12 protein-coding genes and 2 pseudogenes are annotated in these 17,803 nt (G+C 70.0%); 6 read left to right on the top strand and 8 right to left on the bottom strand.

Going from position 1 to position 17,803, the window contains the following annotated elements; genetic code table 11:
* Positions 1–223: 223 nt before the first annotated feature.
* Positions 224–2,482: an nSTAND3 domain-containing NTPase gene (locus ACZ5K7_RS00715; RefSeq protein WP_468908872.1), complete on the bottom strand. Its 2,259-nt coding sequence runs from the start codon at positions 2,480–2,482 to the stop codon at positions 224–226.
* Positions 2,483–2,689: 207 nt separating this feature from the next.
* On the opposite strand from ACZ5K7_RS00715, the gene ACZ5K7_RS00710 reads away from it, so the two are divergent.
* Complete coding sequence (locus ACZ5K7_RS00710) at positions 2,690–3,175, top strand: hypothetical protein (RefSeq protein WP_468908870.1); 486 nt, start codon at positions 2,690–2,692, stop codon at positions 3,173–3,175.
* Here the strand turns inward: ACZ5K7_RS00710 and ACZ5K7_RS00705 are convergent.
* Together ACZ5K7_RS00705 and ACZ5K7_RS00700 are read right to left on the bottom strand one after the other, a co-directional pair.
* Positions 3,168–4,372 (bottom strand): annotated as a pseudogene (locus ACZ5K7_RS00705) (IS110 family RNA-guided transposase). The gene ACZ5K7_RS00710 and the pseudogene ACZ5K7_RS00705 overlap by 8 nt on opposite strands.
* 293 nt (positions 4,373–4,665) lie before the next feature.
* The gene (locus ACZ5K7_RS00700; RefSeq protein ID WP_468908867.1) at positions 4,666–5,025 is read right to left on the bottom strand and encodes a hypothetical protein; all 360 of its coding nucleotides are present in this window, start codon (positions 5,023–5,025) and stop codon (positions 4,666–4,668) included.
* 61 nt (positions 5,026–5,086) lie between these two features.
* On the opposite strand from ACZ5K7_RS00700, the pseudogene ACZ5K7_RS00695 reads away from it, so the two are divergent.
* A pseudogene (locus ACZ5K7_RS00695) lies at positions 5,087–5,882 on the top strand (IS5 family transposase).
* A gap of 31 nt (positions 5,883–5,913) precedes the next feature.
* Here the strand turns inward: ACZ5K7_RS00695 and ACZ5K7_RS00690 are convergent.
* Positions 5,914–6,546 carry a hypothetical protein gene (locus ACZ5K7_RS00690; RefSeq protein ID WP_468908864.1) on the bottom strand — a complete coding sequence of 211 codons (633 nt, stop codon included), beginning with the start codon at positions 6,544–6,546 and terminating at the stop codon, positions 5,914–5,916.
* Positions 6,547–6,817: 271 nt separating this feature from the next.
* On the bottom strand, positions 6,818–7,999 hold the full coding sequence (locus ACZ5K7_RS00685) for a magnesium and cobalt transport protein CorA (RefSeq protein WP_468908861.1): 1,182 nt from the start codon (positions 7,997–7,999) through the stop codon (positions 6,818–6,820).
* 202 nt (positions 8,000–8,201) lie between these two features.
* Here ACZ5K7_RS00685 and ACZ5K7_RS00680 point away from each other — a divergent pair, with 202 nt between their 5' ends.
* Both ACZ5K7_RS00680 and ACZ5K7_RS00675 read left to right on the top strand, forming a co-directional pair.
* Positions 8,202–9,305 carry a winged helix DNA-binding domain-containing protein gene (locus tag ACZ5K7_RS00680; RefSeq protein ID WP_468908859.1) on the top strand — a complete coding sequence of 368 codons (1,104 nt, stop codon included), beginning with the start codon at positions 8,202–8,204 and terminating at the stop codon, positions 9,303–9,305.
* A gap of 93 nt (positions 9,306–9,398) precedes the next feature.
* Complete coding sequence (locus ACZ5K7_RS00675; protein ID WP_468908857.1) at positions 9,399–9,557, top strand: hypothetical protein; 159 nt, start codon at positions 9,399–9,401, stop codon at positions 9,555–9,557.
* A gap of 23 nt (positions 9,558–9,580) precedes the next feature.
* Here the strand turns inward: ACZ5K7_RS00675 and ACZ5K7_RS00670 are convergent, their stop codons facing one another.
* The 3 genes from ACZ5K7_RS00670 to ACZ5K7_RS00660 form a co-directional block, all read right to left on the bottom strand.
* The gene (locus tag ACZ5K7_RS00670) at positions 9,581–10,372 is read right to left on the bottom strand and encodes a S1 family peptidase (RefSeq protein ID WP_351697926.1); all 792 of its coding nucleotides are present in this window, start codon (positions 10,370–10,372) and stop codon (positions 9,581–9,583) included.
* Between the two features lie 201 nt (positions 10,373–10,573).
* Positions 10,574–13,390, bottom strand: a complete 2,817-nt coding sequence (locus ACZ5K7_RS00665) for a helix-turn-helix transcriptional regulator (protein ID WP_351697928.1) — start codon at positions 13,388–13,390, stop codon at positions 10,574–10,576.
* 143 nt (positions 13,391–13,533) lie between these two features.
* Positions 13,534–14,367, bottom strand: coding sequence for a helix-turn-helix transcriptional regulator (locus tag ACZ5K7_RS00660; RefSeq protein ID WP_468908855.1), 834 nt, complete (start codon positions 14,365–14,367; stop codon positions 13,534–13,536).
* Between the two features lie 127 nt (positions 14,368–14,494).
* Between ACZ5K7_RS00660 and ACZ5K7_RS00655 the strand changes: the two genes are divergently transcribed.
* Together ACZ5K7_RS00655 and ACZ5K7_RS00650 are read left to right on the top strand one after the other, a co-directional pair.
* The gene (locus ACZ5K7_RS00655; RefSeq protein WP_468908853.1) at positions 14,495–16,165 is read left to right on the top strand and encodes an AMP-binding protein; all 1,671 of its coding nucleotides are present in this window, start codon (positions 14,495–14,497) and stop codon (positions 16,163–16,165) included.
* The gene (locus ACZ5K7_RS00650; RefSeq protein ID WP_468908850.1) at positions 16,162–17,781 is read left to right on the top strand and encodes an AMP-binding protein; all 1,620 of its coding nucleotides are present in this window, start codon (positions 16,162–16,164) and stop codon (positions 17,779–17,781) included. The genes ACZ5K7_RS00655 and ACZ5K7_RS00650 overlap by 4 nt, the downstream gene beginning before the upstream one ends.
* Positions 17,782–17,803 lie beyond the last annotated feature (22 nt).

Raw genomic sequence — 17,803 nt, 5'->3', positions numbered from 1 at the left:
ACAAAGGTCCGTGAGTAGAGAGGGGCGCAGCACCGCTGCGCCCCTCCTTGGCGTTTAACTGGCTGTTTCAGAAAGAACTTCGGCATCGGCACACTGTCGAGTGGCCTTGACGTCGCGAAACGGCCCTTCCGGCGTGGCTTGGTCATCGCAACACCCTCAGAGGCTGGTGTTGCAACGACCTGTTAGTGGGGCAGGGGTGTGACGGACGTGGGAGGGGAACTGCTCAGCCCGCGCCGTCCGACGCCGCGTTGCCGAGGCCGCTCATGAACTCCGCGACGACGGCCTGCTCACGACGGGGGTCGGGTGGCAGCTTGACCGGTCGGCCTCGGTCCGGTGAGCGCTCCGCCAGGGAGCGCCATGCAGCCTCCCGCGCCTGGGTTAGCTGCTCCCGCACCCGGTCGACGGCCCGGAACTCCTCATCGTGCAGCAGGTGGGCATCGTTGTCGGCAAGGAAGCTCAGCAGCGCTTCGAGGTAGCCGATGCTGGTCTCGCCGAGGTCCCCGGGGTCGGCGGCGAGTTCACGCAGTTTCTCCAAGGCGCACTCCACCATGTCGTCCAGCAGCGTTCCCTCGGCGAACCATCCGATCGGCTCGCCAAGATACGCATACCAGTTGTTCACCTCGACCCAGCCGGCGGCCACACGCTCCGAGATCTGGCTGCTGACATGTTCGTCGACCAGGGCGCGGAACTCGGCGGAGACCTCCTGCGTAATCAGTCGGCTGCCGTCCAGCGAGTCTGCGAGCCGGAGCAGATCCTTCGTGTTCTCCGACCACCGCGGCAGTTCCAGGGCCCGTTGCGCCACGTAGTCCGCCAGTGACGAGGAGCCGATGGTCTCCGCGGTGTCGAGGGCCCACTCAAGGTGGTCCTCTCCGTTGTCATCCACGGTGTCCTCTGCCCCGAGTACCGCGGAGGTCAACGCCTGCTTGAGCTCTATCAGTTGTGCGAGAATGCCGCCGCCGTCTGCCAACCGTCCGGCATCCACAAGGCGTTCGACCTGCCGCATATCGCCGCAGGAGGCGAGCAGTGCACCCAACTGCCCCCGGCCGGCGTTGAGGTGGAAGCGGATGTAGTCGGCAATCGACGGGTTATGGAAGGAGACGGCACCTTCGTCGATGACGAGCATGGTTCCGTCGAGCACCTGAAGCGCGTGACGGAAGCGGCGGCCGTCCGCCTCTCGGTCCAATTCCTTGCGATACCAGGTCCAAGTCTCCTCCAGTTCGACGAGTTCGACGGACTCGTACGTGAAGAGGATCTCCAGCAAGTGCACGGCTTCGTCAGTGAGTTCGTTCTCGACGATGCGTTCCCATATCCGCCGGGGATTGTCCAGGTTGGCGACCATGGCGGTGGCGACGTCCGGTTCGCGCTTCAGGTCGATGCGCAGAGTCTCCTCGATCAGGCGCGGGCTGAAGTTGCGGTGGCTAACCACGGGCAGCCAGGCGTCGCGAGCGGCGAACTGCCGTTTCTGTCCCGGTTCGAGAGCCGAGCGGTGGACGTGGTTGTAGAGGATCCGCCCGCGGGTCAGCAGGTCCAGGTCGGTGAGGCGAATGCCGGTGAGAGCGTCCCGTACATCTTCGGCGGCCAGCCGATCGTGCTTGCGGCGGGCCTCCTCCAGGATGTAGTCGCGGGTCGTCATGACCAAGGCCTTGTCTGGCGCGTCTCGTATCGCGCGCATCACGGACAGCAGGCGCGTGTCCTCGTTCTTGCCGAACTGGGGCAGCAGCGTGGTCTGGCCCAGGAAGTCGTCGTAGAGAAAGAGTTGGGGCACGTCGTCGCGCCAGAGTTCTGTGACCTCGTCGATGTCCTGGCTGACCTCGTGCACCTCCCAGCCGTGGCCCATCCGCCAGGCGGCGAGCATGCGCGCGACTGTGGTCTTCCCGGCACCGGGGATGCCGGTCACGATGCACACGTGCTGCTCGTCGAGAAGCTGCCGGGCACGCGCGAAGCCCTCGTGCGGGACGAACGTCTGGGCCACCTTCGCCAGCTCGCGCCGCAGCCAGTCGGAGCGCAACAGCGGGCCCTTGTGTAGCAGCGCGCCAAGTGCCGCCGTACCGCTGAGCCAGAGCCGGAAGTGCCGCTCCACCAGCTGCGGTCGCTCCCGCAGGGCGGCCACGATGTCATCCACGCCGTGGATGTCCTCGGTGGACCGGATGTGAGGGGCGAAGGCGGCGCGCAGCTTCTCCTTGGCGTCGACGGTCAACCCGACGGTGGTGGCGAGAACATAGCGGTCCGGCTTTAGAGCGGCGACCTTGGGGACCTCCTCGTCGGTCAGGTGGGCCAGGAGTTTCGCGCGGCCGCTGCGGTACCAATGCTTGCACTGGACAATCGTGCAAGGACCGCCTTCCGGGTCATGGCGCAGGTCGACGCCCCGGTCCCGGCCGCGCGGAAAGATCTCCAGCGGCACGCCCAGGAGCTCCGCGAACAGGTCCCGGCACACCTCCTCGAAGTCGTGGTCTGTCAGCCGCCCCAGCTCAAAGGAATCCATGCCGCCTTCGCCCGTGCATCCCGGTACCCCTCGGTCCTCCCTCGGGGCTCGATCGGACCCATTCTCCACGACGCGGCCTTAGTGTTGGCTGTTCCGCCCTTCAGCGGCAGGATCCCGGAGCTGGTGACACTCACGGGGGGTGCCCCTATGTCTTTGGTCAAGGGAAACGGGGGTGCGCTGGGTCGGGGTGCCGGGCAGCATGGCGGGGTGGCTGATCTGCTGTGGGATGACGTGAAGTGCTTCTTCGATCCGGACCTGGTGGGGTCGCTGCCGGACGTGCGTGTCCCTGGTGCCTCGGTGGAGGACTGGCAGGCTGTCCTCGATCTTGTCGCGGAACGGGGCTGGCAGTGCGAGTACTCGGAAGGCGAGACGGTGCTTTCGGTGCCTCGGGCGGAGGTCGTGCTGTCGCGTCCGGCTGACGCTGAGTGCCCGAATCTGCGGGTCTGGCCCACTGCCGATGTCCTGGCGATCTTCCGTTTCTATGCCGACGATGAAGTCGATTTCGATGTCGACGTGCGGGAGTTGCAGGGTCAGGAGCGACTTGATGTGTTCTGCGGCTTCCTTCGGGAGATCGGACGGCGGGTGGGTAAGCCGGTGCTGATGGATCCGGAGGGCGGCTATGGCCATCCGATGCTGGGCTTCGATGTCGAGGCTGATCGAGTCGTGCTCCTCGCAGAGCCGCTGGTCAGCTGACTGCGACTGATGTCTGGGGTTCGTAGAAGGTGCCGTCGCGGAGCATGGCGAAAAGGACGTCGGCCCGACGTCGGGCGAGGCAGAGCAGGGCCTGGGTGTGGTGCTTTCCCTGGGCGATCTTCTTGTCGTAGTAGGCCCGGGACACCGGGTCGCTCAGGGCAGCGAACGCCGAGAGGAAGAAGCCCGTTTGAGCTGCTTCTTTCCTCTCCGGGACGGTTGTTCGCCGCGGATCGAGGAGCCCGAGCTCCGGGTCGCCGGGGCGAGGCCGGCGTAGGCGGCGAGGTGGCCGGCGGTCGGGAACGTGCTGCCGTCACCGACCTCGATCAGGATGCGGGCTGCGGTCCTGACGCCAACTCCCGGCATCGACATCAGGACCTTCGAAAGAGGGTGAGCAGCCAGCAGTTCCTCGATCCGCCCGGCCAGCAGCCTGCGCTGGTCAAGGACTGCTGTGAGTGAGGCGGCCAGGCTCGGGAGGATCAGCGCGGCCGCTTCGGTTCCCGGGACCGTCACGGTCTGCTCGTCCAGCGCGGCGAAGAGCTCATCGACCAGCCGTTCGGCCATCCGCGGGGCCTGCGGTCGCAGCAGGGTGACCAGCCTTCGGCGGCCGGCCTTGCGGATCCGGGCTGGGGACCCGAACCGTTGCAGCAGTGTGAGCACGGCCGGGTGCTGCAACCGCGGTCCCAGGACACGTTCCAGCGAGGGATGGATCTGGGTTAGTAGGCCGTGCAGCCGGTTGGCGACCCGGGTGGCCTCGCCGGCCAGGTCGTCGTCGAAGCCCGCGATCACCTCCAGTTCGGCGATCGTCTCGTCCTCACTGTCGATCGCCCGGAGCGTGTGGGGCATGGCGCGGGCGGCGTCGGCGATGATGAACGCGTCCCTCGCGTCGGTCTTGGCCTCGCCCGGGTAGAGGTCGGCGATCCGCCGCATCGTCAGCCCGGGCAGGTAGGCGACCGGGCAGCCCATGTCCCGGGCGACCGCCAGCGGCAGAGCTCCGATCAAGGCCGGCTGATCGACGACGACCAGCGCCGTTCCGTGCTTGGCCTGGAGTTTCGCGAACAGCTCGCGGAGCTTGGGCTCGGTGTTGGGCAGGCGCTTGTCGAACGCCTTCTTCCCGGCCGCGGTGACGGCGGTGGCGTGGTGTTCGCCCTTGCCGACGTCCAGGCCGAGGAAGACGTCGATGTTCCCGGTGTCGAGCACGTGCAGGCCCCTCCATCACGCTTGCATCCGGCCCTGCCAGGGCACCGAACTGCCACATCCACGTTACGGAGAGCTCTCCGGTCTCGGGTGAAGCCGGTGCCCAAGCCCCTCATCAGCGGTCCGTCGATGCCTCCGGGCCCGGTGACACCACCCCCCGGATCATCAACGACAGGAGGGGGAAGTCATGCCGGACCCGAAGGCCGGAGGCCCCATTGCGGAGCCACGAAAACGGTAACGGGGGGGGAGAGCACTAACTGATCGTTTCGGAATGGGACGGGCTGGCCGGACGGCCTTCAGTCGTCCAGGAGTTGAAGGACCTGGGTGAACTCGCCGGTATCGATCAGACCGGCGAGGACCTGGGTCATGTTGCTGATGCCGGCGTCACGGACGATGAGCCCATCCGAGCACCAGAAGTAGCGGCCTGCGAGGGATTCCCCGCTGGTGGCCCATCGACTCATGAGGGTCTCGACCTGAGCCAGGGTGATGATGGTCGCGCTCCACCGGGAGCCGTCCTTGAGATCCACGAAGACATCGACGTTGTCGACGGCCTCCACGTCCTCGCCGGCATTCGGCAGGAACGCGGCCTCGAACTGCTCGGTGTGGACGCGGTACCAGGGTCCGTCCCAGCTGCCCGATGTTGTGCTGTCGCTCATCGGGCGAGTGTGCCGGGCCCATCCGCCCTCCTCAACTGCTTTGTTCTGGCACGCTTCCCGTGTGAACAGCGATCTTGTGCCCAACGACCGATGGGAGCGGATAGCCCCGCTAATCCCGGCCCGGCCGCCGCGGCGGCACCGGTTTCCCGGACGCAAGCCAGTCGACGCCCGAACTGCGCTGGCCGGGATCGTGTATGTCCTGCGCAAGGGCGTGTCCTGGGCGGACGGATCGGCTGCTCCGGGGTCACCTGCTGGCGGCGACTACGAGACTGGACGGAGGCGGGGGTATGGCCCCGCCTGCACGAGGCCCTGCTCGTCGAGCTGCGACATGCCAGCCTGCTGGACATGAACGACTGCGCGATCGACGGCTCACACGTCAGGGCCCTCAAAGGGGGGCTCACATCGGGCCTTAACCAGTCGACCGCAGCCGCCCGGGCAGCAAGCACCATGTGATCGTCGACCGCCACGGCACCCCGCTCGCCGTCTCGCTGACCGGCGGCAACCGGCACGACGTCACCCAGCTCATCCCGCTCTTGGATGCGATTCCGCGTATCCGGGGCCTGCGCGGCCGTCCCCGCCACAAGCCGAAGCGCCTGTACGCCGACCGAGGCTACGACTTCCGCAAGTACCGCCGACTTGTGTGGGCCCGCGGTATCGTCCCGAAGATCGCTCAGCGCGGCGCCCCGCACGGCTCCGGCCTGGGCAAGACCCGCTGGGTCGTAGAACGCGCGTTCGCGTGGCTGCACCAGTTCAAACGCCTACGCATCCGCTACGAGATGCGCGCCGACCTACACCACGCACTCCTCCAACTCGCCTGCGCCATCATCTGCTTGAGGCGGCTACGGAGCGCGTTCTGAAACGATCAGTGAGCCGGCCAGCGGGGAGGTTCTACTTGTCGGGCCAGCCGTGGCTCAGGGGCAGCTGGCCGGTGCGGTGTGCGTCGCGTTGTTCGGTCACCCATCGCTGTACCTGGTCGACGGACTTCCCGAGGGGCTGGTCGGTGGTGTCGAGCAGGTGGGTGCACCATCGTGGATCCTCGGCGGTCCACCCCGTCCAGCGGTGCCAGACCATGTCCGACCAACTGCCGTTCGTGACGACGTCCGGCCGATGGCGGGGGTCGTGGGCATGCCCGCGGTGCCAGGCGGCCCAGCCGAGGAAGGCATCGACAGCGTCGGCATCCCATCGGCCGGCGTCACGTACGGCGAGCCGCTCGCGCCGGACTCCGTCGGCGACGTCGATCAGGCAGTCCGCGATCCCGTCCAGCAGCGGCGCGGAGGGAGCGGCCAGGACCTCACCCAGCGGGGACTGTCCCGTCAGCAGCAGGTCGATCCCGCGGCTCTGATATGCCAGTGCGCGACGCACCCAGTGTTCGGTCATGCGGTGTCGCCACTGGCGATCGGCCCGCTCCGGCACACCGACCTCGTCGAAGTCGTGCACGGCGACCTGCTGGAGCCGGTCGGCCACCGACCGGGCGAGTGTCGTCTTGCCCGAACAACTGGACCCGGTCAGCTTGAACAGCATCCAGCCAGAGTCGCAGCCCACCGTGACCTTCTCGACTGAATTTCCCTGCCGGCCCCTCGATCCCGGTACTGGTTACTCTCCGTGTGGAATGAGCACCTTGCCACGGCAATGAGGAAGCCTCGGTCGGGGCGAGTGGGCCTGAGGCTGGGGAGCGCCAGCCGGAAGCAGCGCGGGATTCTCCCCAGATTCTCCCCAGCGGCTCCGGACGGCGCTTCCGGCGGTCACGGACGCCCCCGTGACGCCTTGACGCAGGCCCTGGGCGACCGGTTACTCAGAGCCAGTCTTTCCGTTTGAAAATGAAGTACAAACTGGTGCATACGATCGCCATCAGGATGATTGCAAAGGGGTAACCCAACACCCAGTGCAACTCCGGCATCTCTCTGAAGTTCATCCCGTAGATCGTCCCGACCAGCGTCGGAGCGAACAAAATGGCCGCCCAAGAAGAGATCTTCTTGATCTCCTCGTTCTGTTCGAAGCCTGCCTCCGCCAACGCTCGCATCTCCGCGTTCTGTTGCTGGGTGACCAGGGTCGCGTTGACCGTGAGGATCTCCGTGAGGGCCTGGCGGAAGCCGTCCACGCGTTCGCTGATGTGGGTGACGTGGTCGGCGACGTCGCGGAGGTAGCGCTGGAGTTCCTCGTCCGTCTCGTACTTGGCGAAACCGGCGATCAGGCTGTGCAGCATGCCGACCAGGGGGCGGGTGGCGCGCTGGAACTCGACCATCTCGCGGGAGAGTTCGTAGATACGGCGGGAGACTTCCGGGTCGCCGCGGAAGACCTCCGTCTCGATCTCGTCGATGTCGTTCTGGACGCCCTCGACGACCGGGGCGTAGCCGTCGACCACCGCGTCGAGTATGGCGTAGAGGACTGCCTCGGGGCCGAGTTTGAGCAGGTCGGGGCTGTCCTCCATGCGGTGGCGGACCGCCGAGAGATCCGGTGCCGCGCCGTGCCGGACCGTGATCACGAAGTCCGGGCCCACGAAGACGTGCAACTCGGCGAAGTCCACCTCCTCCGGCGCGTCCAGATAGCGGGCAGCGCGCAGGACCACGAAGAGCGTGTCGCCGTACCGCTCCAGCTTCGGGCGCTGGTGTGCCTCCATCGCGTCCTCGACCGCGAGCGGATGCAGGTCGAACTCGGCGGCCAGGGAGAGGAGTTCGTCCGAGGTGGGGCGGGCCAGGCCGATCCACGCCATCCCCGCGGGCTGGTCGCGCAGTTCGCGGTACGTCTCCGCCAGGGTCGCCGGCGTCGCCACCCGCACCCCGTCGCGGTACAGCGCCGCCTCCACGACGCTCAGCGGGTCGCCCGGCCCCGCCGCGGACGCGGACTCCGGCTCCGGCAGCTCGGCCGTGTCCTGTTCCGGCGGCAGGGCGCGGCGCCAGACGGACCGTCTGGTGCTCCGGCCGTTCCTGCCGTTCCCGGAGTTCTTCGAGACCGGGCTGGGGCGTCGCTCGGACATCGCGGCCGCCTCTCGATGGGGACTGCATCGGCGTGATCTGTGTGATCGTGGTGATCGGACGTGGTCAGGCGTGGTCAGGCGTGATCAGTGGGTCTTGGTGCAGGATATACGGGGCATACAGGCCCGGCGGAGGGAATCAAGGACGGGATTCGGTGAGAGAAGCGGACAGGATCTGTCCGCGACGGGCGTTAGCGTGCGCGATATGGCGAAGACGTCCCCCGGCCCGGTCCTCGGCACCCGTGCCCTCAACCGTGCCACCCTCGACCGTCAGATGCTGCTGCGCCGCTCACCCCGGTCGGTGAAGGAGGCCGTGGCGCATCTCGTCGGCCTCCAGGCGCAGAACGTGAAGCCGCCGTACTACGCCCTCGCCGCCCGCCTCGACGGCTTCGACCCCGAGCGGCTCTCGCGGCTGATGGCGGACCGGGAGGTCGTCCGGATCGTCACCCTGCGGTCGACCATCCACACCCACACCGCCGACGACGCCCGCACCCTGCGCCCGCTCGTGCAGCCCGCCCGGGACCGCGAGCTGACCGCCTTCCGCAAGGGCCTGACCGGCGTCGACCTGGACCGGCTCGCCGCACTCGCCCGTGACCTGGTCGAGGCCGAACCGCGCACCATGGCCGAACTGCGCCAGGCCCTCCTCGCCGAGTGGCCCGACGCCGACCCGCAGTCCCTGGCCGTCGCCGCCCGCTGCACCCTGCCCCTCGTCCAGGTCCCCCCGCGCGGCCTGTGGGGCCGGTCCGGGCAGGTCGCCCTCACCACCGCCGAGCACTGGCTGGGCCGCCCCGCCGCACCGGCCCCGGCACCGGACGACACCGTGCTGCGCTATCTCGCCGCCTTCGGCCCGGCCTCCGTCAAGGACATGCAGACCTGGGCCGGACTCACCCGGATGCGCGAGGTCTTCGAACGGCTCCGGCCCCGCCTCCTCACCTTCCGGGACGAGAACGGCGTCGAACTCCTCGACCTGCCCGACGCACCCCGCCCCGACCCCGGGACGCCCGCCCCGCCGCGCTTCCTCCCCGAGTACGACAACCTCCTCCTCGCGCACGCCGACCGCACCCGGGTCGTCCCGCCCGAGCACCGGGGCCGCCTCTGGCAGGGCAACCAGCCCCACCGCACCCTGCTCGTGGACGGCTTTCTGGCCGGCGTGTGGAAGCCGGTGGACGACGCCCTGGTCATCGAGCCCTTCGGCCCGCTGAGCCGGGCCCAGCGGGCGGCCGTGCTGGACGAGGGCGAGCGGATGCTGGCCACCCTGCACCCCGCGACGTCGTACGACGTCCGGTTCGGGACCGTCGTAGCCCGGTGATCTCTCGGTCCGGTCCGCTCGGCCCGATCGTCATGACGCCTCCCGCGCCACTCGTTCGGAGCACGCGCGAACGGGGCGTCTGAAGCAGGGGCCATGGAACTGCGGCAGATCGGCCACCTCGTCGAGATCCCGGCGTACAGCTGGGGCGAGGCGGCCGGGCTCACCGCCGACGAGCAGCCGGACCGGGACATGGATAGGGGGCGTTGCGGGCTGCTCGTGGTAGCCCGCAACGCCCCCTGGTCACGCACCTGAGGGAGGCTCAGGAGGTCTTCTGGTTACGAGTTGACCTGTGTGGTCACCAGGTTCGAGAAGGTGGTCAGCCGGGTGTAGACACCCGGGTAACCGGCCTCCGCGCACCCCTCTCCCCAGGAAGTGATCCCTGCCAGGACGCCCCCGATGAGCAGGGGACCGCCGCTGTCGCCCTGGCAGGTGTCTACGCCGCCGGATGTGTATCCGGCGCAAACCATGTCGGTCTGGACGAAGTCCGAACCGTAGGAGCTCTTGCAGCTGGTGTCGGACACGATCGGGACGGTCGCGGTCCGCAGCTGGTTGGAGGAGCTGCCGTTCTCCGAGGTGGTGCCCCAGCCGAGGATGCGGGCCGTGGTGCCGGCCGCGTACACGCTGGTCTGGGAGGAGCTGACGTACGACGCCGGGGTGTACGACATCGCCGTCGAGAGGGTGAGGACCGACACGTCGTCGCCGTTGGTGGCGTCCGTGTAGTCCGGGTTGATCCAGATCTTGCTGACCCGGCTGACCGTGCCGTTGGTGCCGTTCAGGTTCGTGCGGCCGCCGACCACGCGGACGCTGCTGGTGGTCTCGCCCTCCATACAGTGGGCGGCGGTCACCACCTTGGTGGCCGACACCAGGGTGCCGCCGCAGAACTGGCTGCCGGACGCGTCCGTGATCTGCATCATGAACGGGTACGCGGTGGTCGTGGTCGTCGTGCCGCCGACGATCGGCTGGGGGGCGGCTGACGCGGTGGGGGACGCGATCAGCGCGGTCGCTGCGGCGGCAGCCGTCGCCGCCAGGACGGCGGCGGTCTTTCTGGCGCGGTTGAGCCCGAACATGAGTCTCCTCAGTGGGGGTTGCCGGTGGGGGGTCGCGCGGGTGTGGGGGTGCACGGGGGTCGCGGGACCGACCCCCGTATGCCCGGGCGAGCGGCACATCCATAAGCTAGAACCCGGAACCCCACCCTCCCAATGAGGGAACCCCCTAGGGGGATGGGGGAGGGAAAACCCTCGGTCCGCCTCAGTTAACCGGGAGCGCTCTCACTTCGCGCGCCGCCCTGCCGCCAAACGGACTATGTCCACGCGCGATCGGATGCCCAGCTTGCGGTAGACCCGGGTGAGCGTCGCCTCCACCGTCTTGACGCTGATGAACAGCCGGGCGGCGATCTCCCGGTTGGTGGCGCCCTCCATGACCAGCGCGGCGACCTGACGCTCCATCGCGGCCAGCCCCTCCAGGGCGGCGGCCGGCTCGGCCGGTGCCCCGACCGCCGGTTCGGGCTCGGACTCGGGGGCCGAGACGGCCTCGTCCACCTGGCGCAGCCAGGGCAGCGCCCGGCACCGCCGGAACAGCCGGGTGGCCTCGTCGTACGCCGTGGGGGAGCGCCGCTCGCGCAGCGATGCCAGGGCGAACGCGGCCCGGGCCTCCTCCAGGCCGTAACCCAGTTTGGCGAACCGGTCCTGAGCCGAGGTCAGCTGGGCGACGGCCGCCTCGTGGTCCCCGTGCGCCGCCCGGACGAGCGCCTCCGCCCGGTCGAGCACGGCGAGCACGCTCTCCCGGCCGAGTCTGAGGGCGGGTTCCCGGGTGCTGTCGATGACGTCCTGTGCCTCGGCCGTCTCACCCACCCGGACCAGCGCCTCGGCCAGGTCGCCCTGCCAGCGGCCGCGTGCCGGGTCGGTGATGCCGAGGCTCTGTTCCAGCTCCCGCACCCGGCGCAGCGAGCGTACGGTGCCCGCCGGGTCGCCTGCCACCAACTGGGCGTATCCGAGGGCGCCGAGAGCCCGGGACAGATACATGGTGTCGCCGTCCTGCTCGGCGTGGTCCACGGCCTCCCGGGCCAGCGCGAGGCCCCGGTCCACGTCACCGCCGGAGGCCTCGGCCAGTGAGGTGAGCATCGCGGAGGCGGTCTCGCCGATCCCGCAGTCGTGGGCGAGGTGCAGGCCCTCCCGGGCCAGGTCGAGGGCCCGGCCGCAGTGCCCGGAGCGCAGCTCGGTCTCGGCGAGCCCGCGCAGGAAGTGCACCTCGCTCTCCACCTGGCCGCGCCGGCGCACCTCGCGCAGCAGCGCGGTGACCGTGGCCCGGGCGTCGGCCAGCTGGTCGCCCATCACCAGCCAGCGGAACCGGGCGCTGCCGGCCCCGTTGTGATGGCACGACACGTTCGGGTCCTGCGGCTCCTTCAGGGCGCGCTTGATGGTGGCGGGCGCGGCCGGATGGCCCATCAGGGTTTCGACCTGGGCCTGCAGGGACAGCGCGAGCAGCTCGGTGCGCCGGTCGTCGCCGCGGGCCGCGAGGTCGGCGGAGTGCGCGGCCGCCTGCCGGGCCTCGGTGAAGTCGCCCTCCACGATCAGGGCTCGCCAGGCCAGCTGGTAGTGGACCAGGCCGAGCAGCCGTGGGTCGTCGCCGGCGTCGGCGAGGGCGTGCGGGAAGGCCGCGTCGACCTCGGTCATGGTGTGGCCGGCGGAGTCGATGACCAGGATCCAGGCCCGTACCCGGTCGGCGGGCCGGGTGGCGCGGGTGAGCACCTCACGGGCGATGTCCTGGGCGAGGTCGACCTCGCCGGCGCTGATCGCGTCCTCGGCTGCCAGCAGCCGGCGCTCGTCCGGGCCGGGTCTGTTGTCGCCGGGGGTGTGCCGGGCGGCGAGCAGGCCGAGCTGCGCGGCCACCGAGGGCGCTCCCCGGTCCCGGGCCTGGGTCGCGGCCTCGGCGAGCCGGGCGGCCACCTCCGGGTCGGTGCCGGTGGCGGCCAGGGCCAGATGCCGGGCCCGCTCGATCGGGTCGGAGGCGGCCGTGGACAGCGCCGCGTGCGCGGCGCGGCGCTCCTGGGCGGGTGCCTCGGCGTACAGCGCGGCGGAGATGAGGGGGTGGGCGAAGCGTACGGCCGGGCCCTCCGGTTCGGTGGCCAGCAGCCCCAGTTCGGCCGCCTGGGCGCACTCGGCCTCGGCGTTCTCGCGGCCGGCCGCGTGCAGCAGGGCGTGGGTGGGCCGGGCGCCGGCGCTGGCCACCAGGAGGGTGCGGCGGGCCTCGACGGAGAGCATGTCCAGGCGGGTCAGCACCAGGGCGCGCAGCGAGGTCGGCACCGGCAGCGGCTCGCCGGGCCGGGGCGGGGTGGGGTTCTCGGCGAGGGCGCGGCCCAGCTCCAGGGCGAACAGCGGGTTGCCGCCGCTCGTGCGGTGGATCTCCCGGACCGCGGCCCGGGTCAGCGCCGCGTGACCGCGGTGGTCGAGGAGGTCGGCGACCTGCCCGCGGGTGAGCGGGCCGAGGCGGACGGCGACGGTGTCCGGGGGTGACGCGCGTAGGTGGCGGTCGTACTCCTGGCCCTCCGTGCGGACCGCGCAGAGCAGCTGGACCGGGGTGCCGCCGAGGCGGCGGGCGGCGAAGCCGAGGAGTTCGGCGCTGGCCGGATCCAGCCACTGGAGGTCGTCGGCGACGATCAGTACGGGGCCCTCGGCGGCCAGCGCGCGCAGCGCCGACAGCACCGCGAGGCGCAGGGCGAGGCCGTCGCGCTGGAGGGTGGACTCGCCGCGGCCGGTGAGTGCCGACTCCAGGGCGGTGCGCTGGGCGCCGGGCAGCCGGGGCGCGACCTCGTCGAGGACCAGCCCGAAGAGGTCGGCGAGGGCCAGAAACGGAAGATGGGATTCGGACTCGGTGGCCGAGCAGCGCAACACGGTGCGGGCGGCGCCGGCGTATTCGGCGTCCAAGGCCCCCAGGACGGTCGATTTCCCTATTCCGGCGGGCCCGTGCAGGAGCACGCTGCCGCCCGAGGCGAGCTGTTCGCGGGCGGCCGAGAGCAGCTCCGCCCGGCCGATGACCAGGTCGGGGTGGCATCGGGCAGGCTCCTGGAAGTCCCGTCGCACGGTCACCGCTCCCCTCGTGTGTCGTGTTCGGGCCAAATTCTAGGCAACGAACCCTGAAATCCGGCCGGACGGCATGGTGAGGGAAATAACAGCGGCCTTGCATCGGGTAATTCAAAGCACGCATGCATGAATGGAATGGGTTCCCTCCGCTACGGCAACAACCCCGTCCGACGAGCCGCCGACACCGCCTCCCCCCGGGTGTGTGCGCCCAGTTTCCGCATCGCCGAGCGCAGATAGCCCTTGACCGTCTCGGGCCGCAGCCCGAGCCGCTCGGCCACCGCCGCGTTGGTCGCGCCGGCCGCCACCCAGGCCAGCACATCCAGCTCCCGGGGCGCCAGCGTCCCCTCGGCCGCAGGTGCCGGGGCGCTCAGCAGCCCGCAGGCGGCGAGCAGTTCGGCGCGCAGTGCGGGATCGGGGATCCGCGGGGCCAGCGCCCGCAGCGCGGCATGGGCCTCCCGTACCTGCTCCCAGGCGCCCCCCGGATCCGGTACGGCGGCGGGCTCCGGCCGCGCCGCCGCCAGCAGCCCACGAGCCTCGTCCCGTACGACGAGCGCCTGCTCCACGTCCCGCGCCGCCGCCACCGCCGCGCCCAGGGTGCGGTCGCCCAGCGGCTGGGCGGTGCGCAGCGCGCCGTACAGCACGCCCCGCACCCGGCGCCGTACCACCACGGGCACCGCGAGGACCGAGCGGATGCCCTCGGCCGCCACGGGGATGTCGTACTCGTGGCTGATCTGCCGGGAGACGGAGTAGTCGGTGACCGCGCACGGACGGGCCAGCATGACCGCTCTGCCGCCCAGGCCGTTGCCGGAGCTGACCGCGAGCGAGCGCAGGGCGGCCGTGTTGGTGCCGGTCAGCTCGCTGATCCGGACCTGCGGCCGGTCGGCGTCGACCAGCCCGCCGAAGGCGATCGGGAGCCCGGTGGCGCGCCGGAGTCTGGCCAGCGCACCGCGTATCTCCACCGCCCCCGCGACGTCTGCTGCCACCTGTCCTGCCCCTTCGGCACGGCCTCGTGCTGCCCACACCCCCGTTCGGGGGTAGTGAGACCTGTATCACGGATTACACGATGCCAGAGAGCCGCCCGGCAATGGTCCGGTACCGAAGGAGACGCGTATGACGAGTGCGACGGAGGACTTCCGCAGGGCACGGGACTTCCTGCTGGAACACCGGACGGACTATGCCACCGCTTACGAGGGCTTCGCGTGGCCGCGTCCGGACCACTTCAACTGGGCGCTCGACTGGTTCGACGTCATCGCCGAGGGCAACGACCGCACCGCCCTGCACATCGTCGAGGAGGACGGCACCGAGACCAAGCTGTCCTTCGCCGAGCTGTCCGAGCGCTCCGACCGGGTCGCGAACCATCTGCGGGCGCGGGGCGTCGAGCCGGAGGACCGCATCCTCGTCATGCTCGGCAACCAGGCCGAGCTGTGGGAGACCGCGCTGGCCGCGATGAAGCTGCGCGCCGTCGTCATCCCGGCCACCCCGCTGCTCGGCCCGGCCGACCTGCGCGACCGCGTCGACCGGGGCCGGGTGAAGCACGTCATCGCACGAGCCGAGGACGCCGCCAAGTTCGCCGAGGTGCCCGGGGTGTACACCCGGATCGCGGTGGCCGGGTCGGCGGAGGGCTGGGAGGCGTACGAGGACGCGTACGTGGCGTCCGCCGAGTTCCTGCCGGACGGCCCGACGCTCGCCGACGACCCGCTGATGCTCTACTTCACCTCGGGCACCACCGCCCGGCCCAAGCTGGTCGAGCACACCCACACCTCGTACCCCATCGGCCATCTGGCCACCCTGTACTGGATCGGCCTCAAGCCCGGCGACGTCCATCTGAACATCTCCTCGCCAGGCTGGGCCAAGCACGCCTGGTCGAACCTGTTCGCGCCGTGGAACGCGGAGGCGACCGTCTTCATCCACAACTACAGCCGCTTCGACGCGGCCCGGCTGATGGCCGAGATGGACCGGCACGGGGTGACCTCCTTCTGCGCCCCGCCGACGGTGTGGCGGATGCTGATCCAGGCCGATCTGACGCAGCTGCGCACCCCGCCCCGCGAGGTGGTGGCGGCAGGCGAGCCGCTCAACCCCGAGGTGATCGAGCAGGTGCGGCGGGCCTGGCACGTCACCATCCGGGACGGGTTCGGGCAGACCGAGACGGCCGTGCAGGTCTCCAACAGCCCCGGACAGCCGCTGAAGACCGGCTCCATGGGCCGTCCGAGTCCCGGATACCGCGTCGAGCTGCTCGACCCGGTGTCGGGCGCGCCGGGGGCGACGGAGGGCGAGATCGCCCTCGACCTGTCGGCGCGGCCGGTGGGCCTGATGACCGGCTACCACGGGGACGCGGACCGTACGGCGGAGGCGATGGCCGGCGGCTACTACCGCACCGGTGACATCGGCTCCCGGGACGAGGACGGTTACATCACCTACGTCGGCCGCGCGGACGACGTGTTCAAGGCGTCCGACTACAAGATCAGCCCGTTCGAGCTGGAGAGCGCGCTCCTCGAACACGAGGCGGTGGCCGAGGCGGCCGTCGTCCCGGCGCCGGACGAACTGCGGCTCGCCGTGCCCAAGGCGTACATCGTGCTCGCGGCGGGCTGGGAGCCGGGCCCGGACACCGCGAAGGTGCTCTTCGAGCACTCCCGTCAGGTCCTGGCGCCGTACAAGCGGGTCCGGCGGCTGGAGTTCGCGCCGCTGCCCAAGACCGTCTCCGGCAAGATCCGCCGGATCGAACTGCGTGAGGCCACGGCGGCCGGGTCCGCGGACGAGTACCGCGAGGAGGACTTCAGGTGAGCACCTCGTACACGCACGGCACGAGCGGGACCGTGCTGCTCGGCGACACCATCGGCGCCAACCTCGACCGGGCCGTCGGGGCCTGGCCGGACCGCGAGGCACTCGTCGACGTGCCGTCCGGGCGGCGCTGGACGTACGGCGAATTCGCCGCGGACGTGGACCGGTTGGCGTACGCGCTGCTGGCGAGCGGGGTCGCCAAGGGCGACCGGGTGGGCATCTGGGCGGTCAACTGCGCGGAGTGGGTGCTCGTCCAGTACGCCACCGCCCGGATCGGCGCGATCATGGTGAACATCAATCCGGCCTACCGCACCCATGAGGTCGAGTACGTCCTCAACCAGGCGGGGATCTCCCTGCTGTTCGCCTCGCTCAGCCACAAGAGCAGCGACTACCGGGCGATGGTGGAGGACGTGCGGGGCAGGTGCCCGGAGCTGCGGGAGACCGTGTACATCGGGGATCCGAGCTGGGAAGCGTTGCTCCGGCGTGGAACCCCCGACCGGTACGAGGAGTTCCGGACCCGCAGGAGTGAGCTGTCCTGCGACGACCCCATCAACATCCAGTACACCTCGGGGACGACCGGCTTCCCGAAGGGCGCCACCCTCTCCCACCACAACATCCTCAACAACGGTTACTTCGTCGGAGAGTTGATCTCCTACACCGAGCAGGACCGGATCTGCATCCCGGTGCCCTTTTATCACTGTTTTGGCATGGTTATGGGGAATCTGGCCGCCACGTCGCACGGTGCCTGCATCGTGATCCCGGCCCCGTCCTTCGACCCCGTGGCCACCCTGGAGACGGTCCAGACGGAGCGCTGCACCTCGCTGTACGGCGTCCCGACCATGTTCATCGCGGAGCTGAACCTCCCCGGCTTCGCCTCGTACGACCTCTCCACGCTGCGCACCGGAATCATGGCGGGCTCGCCCTGCCCGGTCGAGGTGATGAAGCGGGTGGTCGCGGAGATGCACATGGCGGAGGTCTCCATCTGCTACGGCATGACCGAGACCAGCCCGGTGTCCCTGCAGACCCGTATCGACGACGACCTGGAACACCGCACCGGCACGGTCGGCCGGGTGCTGCCGCACCTTGAGGTCAAGGTCGTCGACCCGGCCACCGGGGTCACCCAACCCCGTGGCGTGGCGGGTGAGTTGTGCACGCGCGGCTACAGCGTGATGCTCGGCTACTGGAACGAGCCCGAGAAGACCGCGGAGGCCGTCGATGCCGGGCGCTGGATGCACACCGGCGACCTGGCGATGATGCGTGACGACGGGTACGTCGAGATCGTCGGCCGGATCAAGGACATGATCATCCGGGGCGGCGAGAACATCTACCCGCGCGAGATCGAGGAGTTCCTCTACGCCCACCCCAAGATCCGTGACGTCCAGGTGGTCGGGGTGCCGCACGAGAGGTACGGCGAGGAGGTCCTGGCCTGCGTCATCCCGCACGACCCGGCGGAGCCGCTCACCCTGGAGGAACTGCGGGCCTTCTGCGAGGGCCGGCTGGCCCACTACAAGGTACCGAGCCGCATCCAGATCCTGGCCGACTTCCCGATGACGGTGTCGGGGAAGGTCCGCAAGATCGAGCTGCGAGCCAAGTACGCCGGGGACCGGAGCGCCCCATAGGGGCGCGGGGAACTGCGCGACA

The sequence above is a fragment of the Streptomyces sp. NPDC031497 genome, from assembly GCF_055580905.1.
This window is presented reverse-complemented; position numbering and strand designations above follow the sequence as displayed.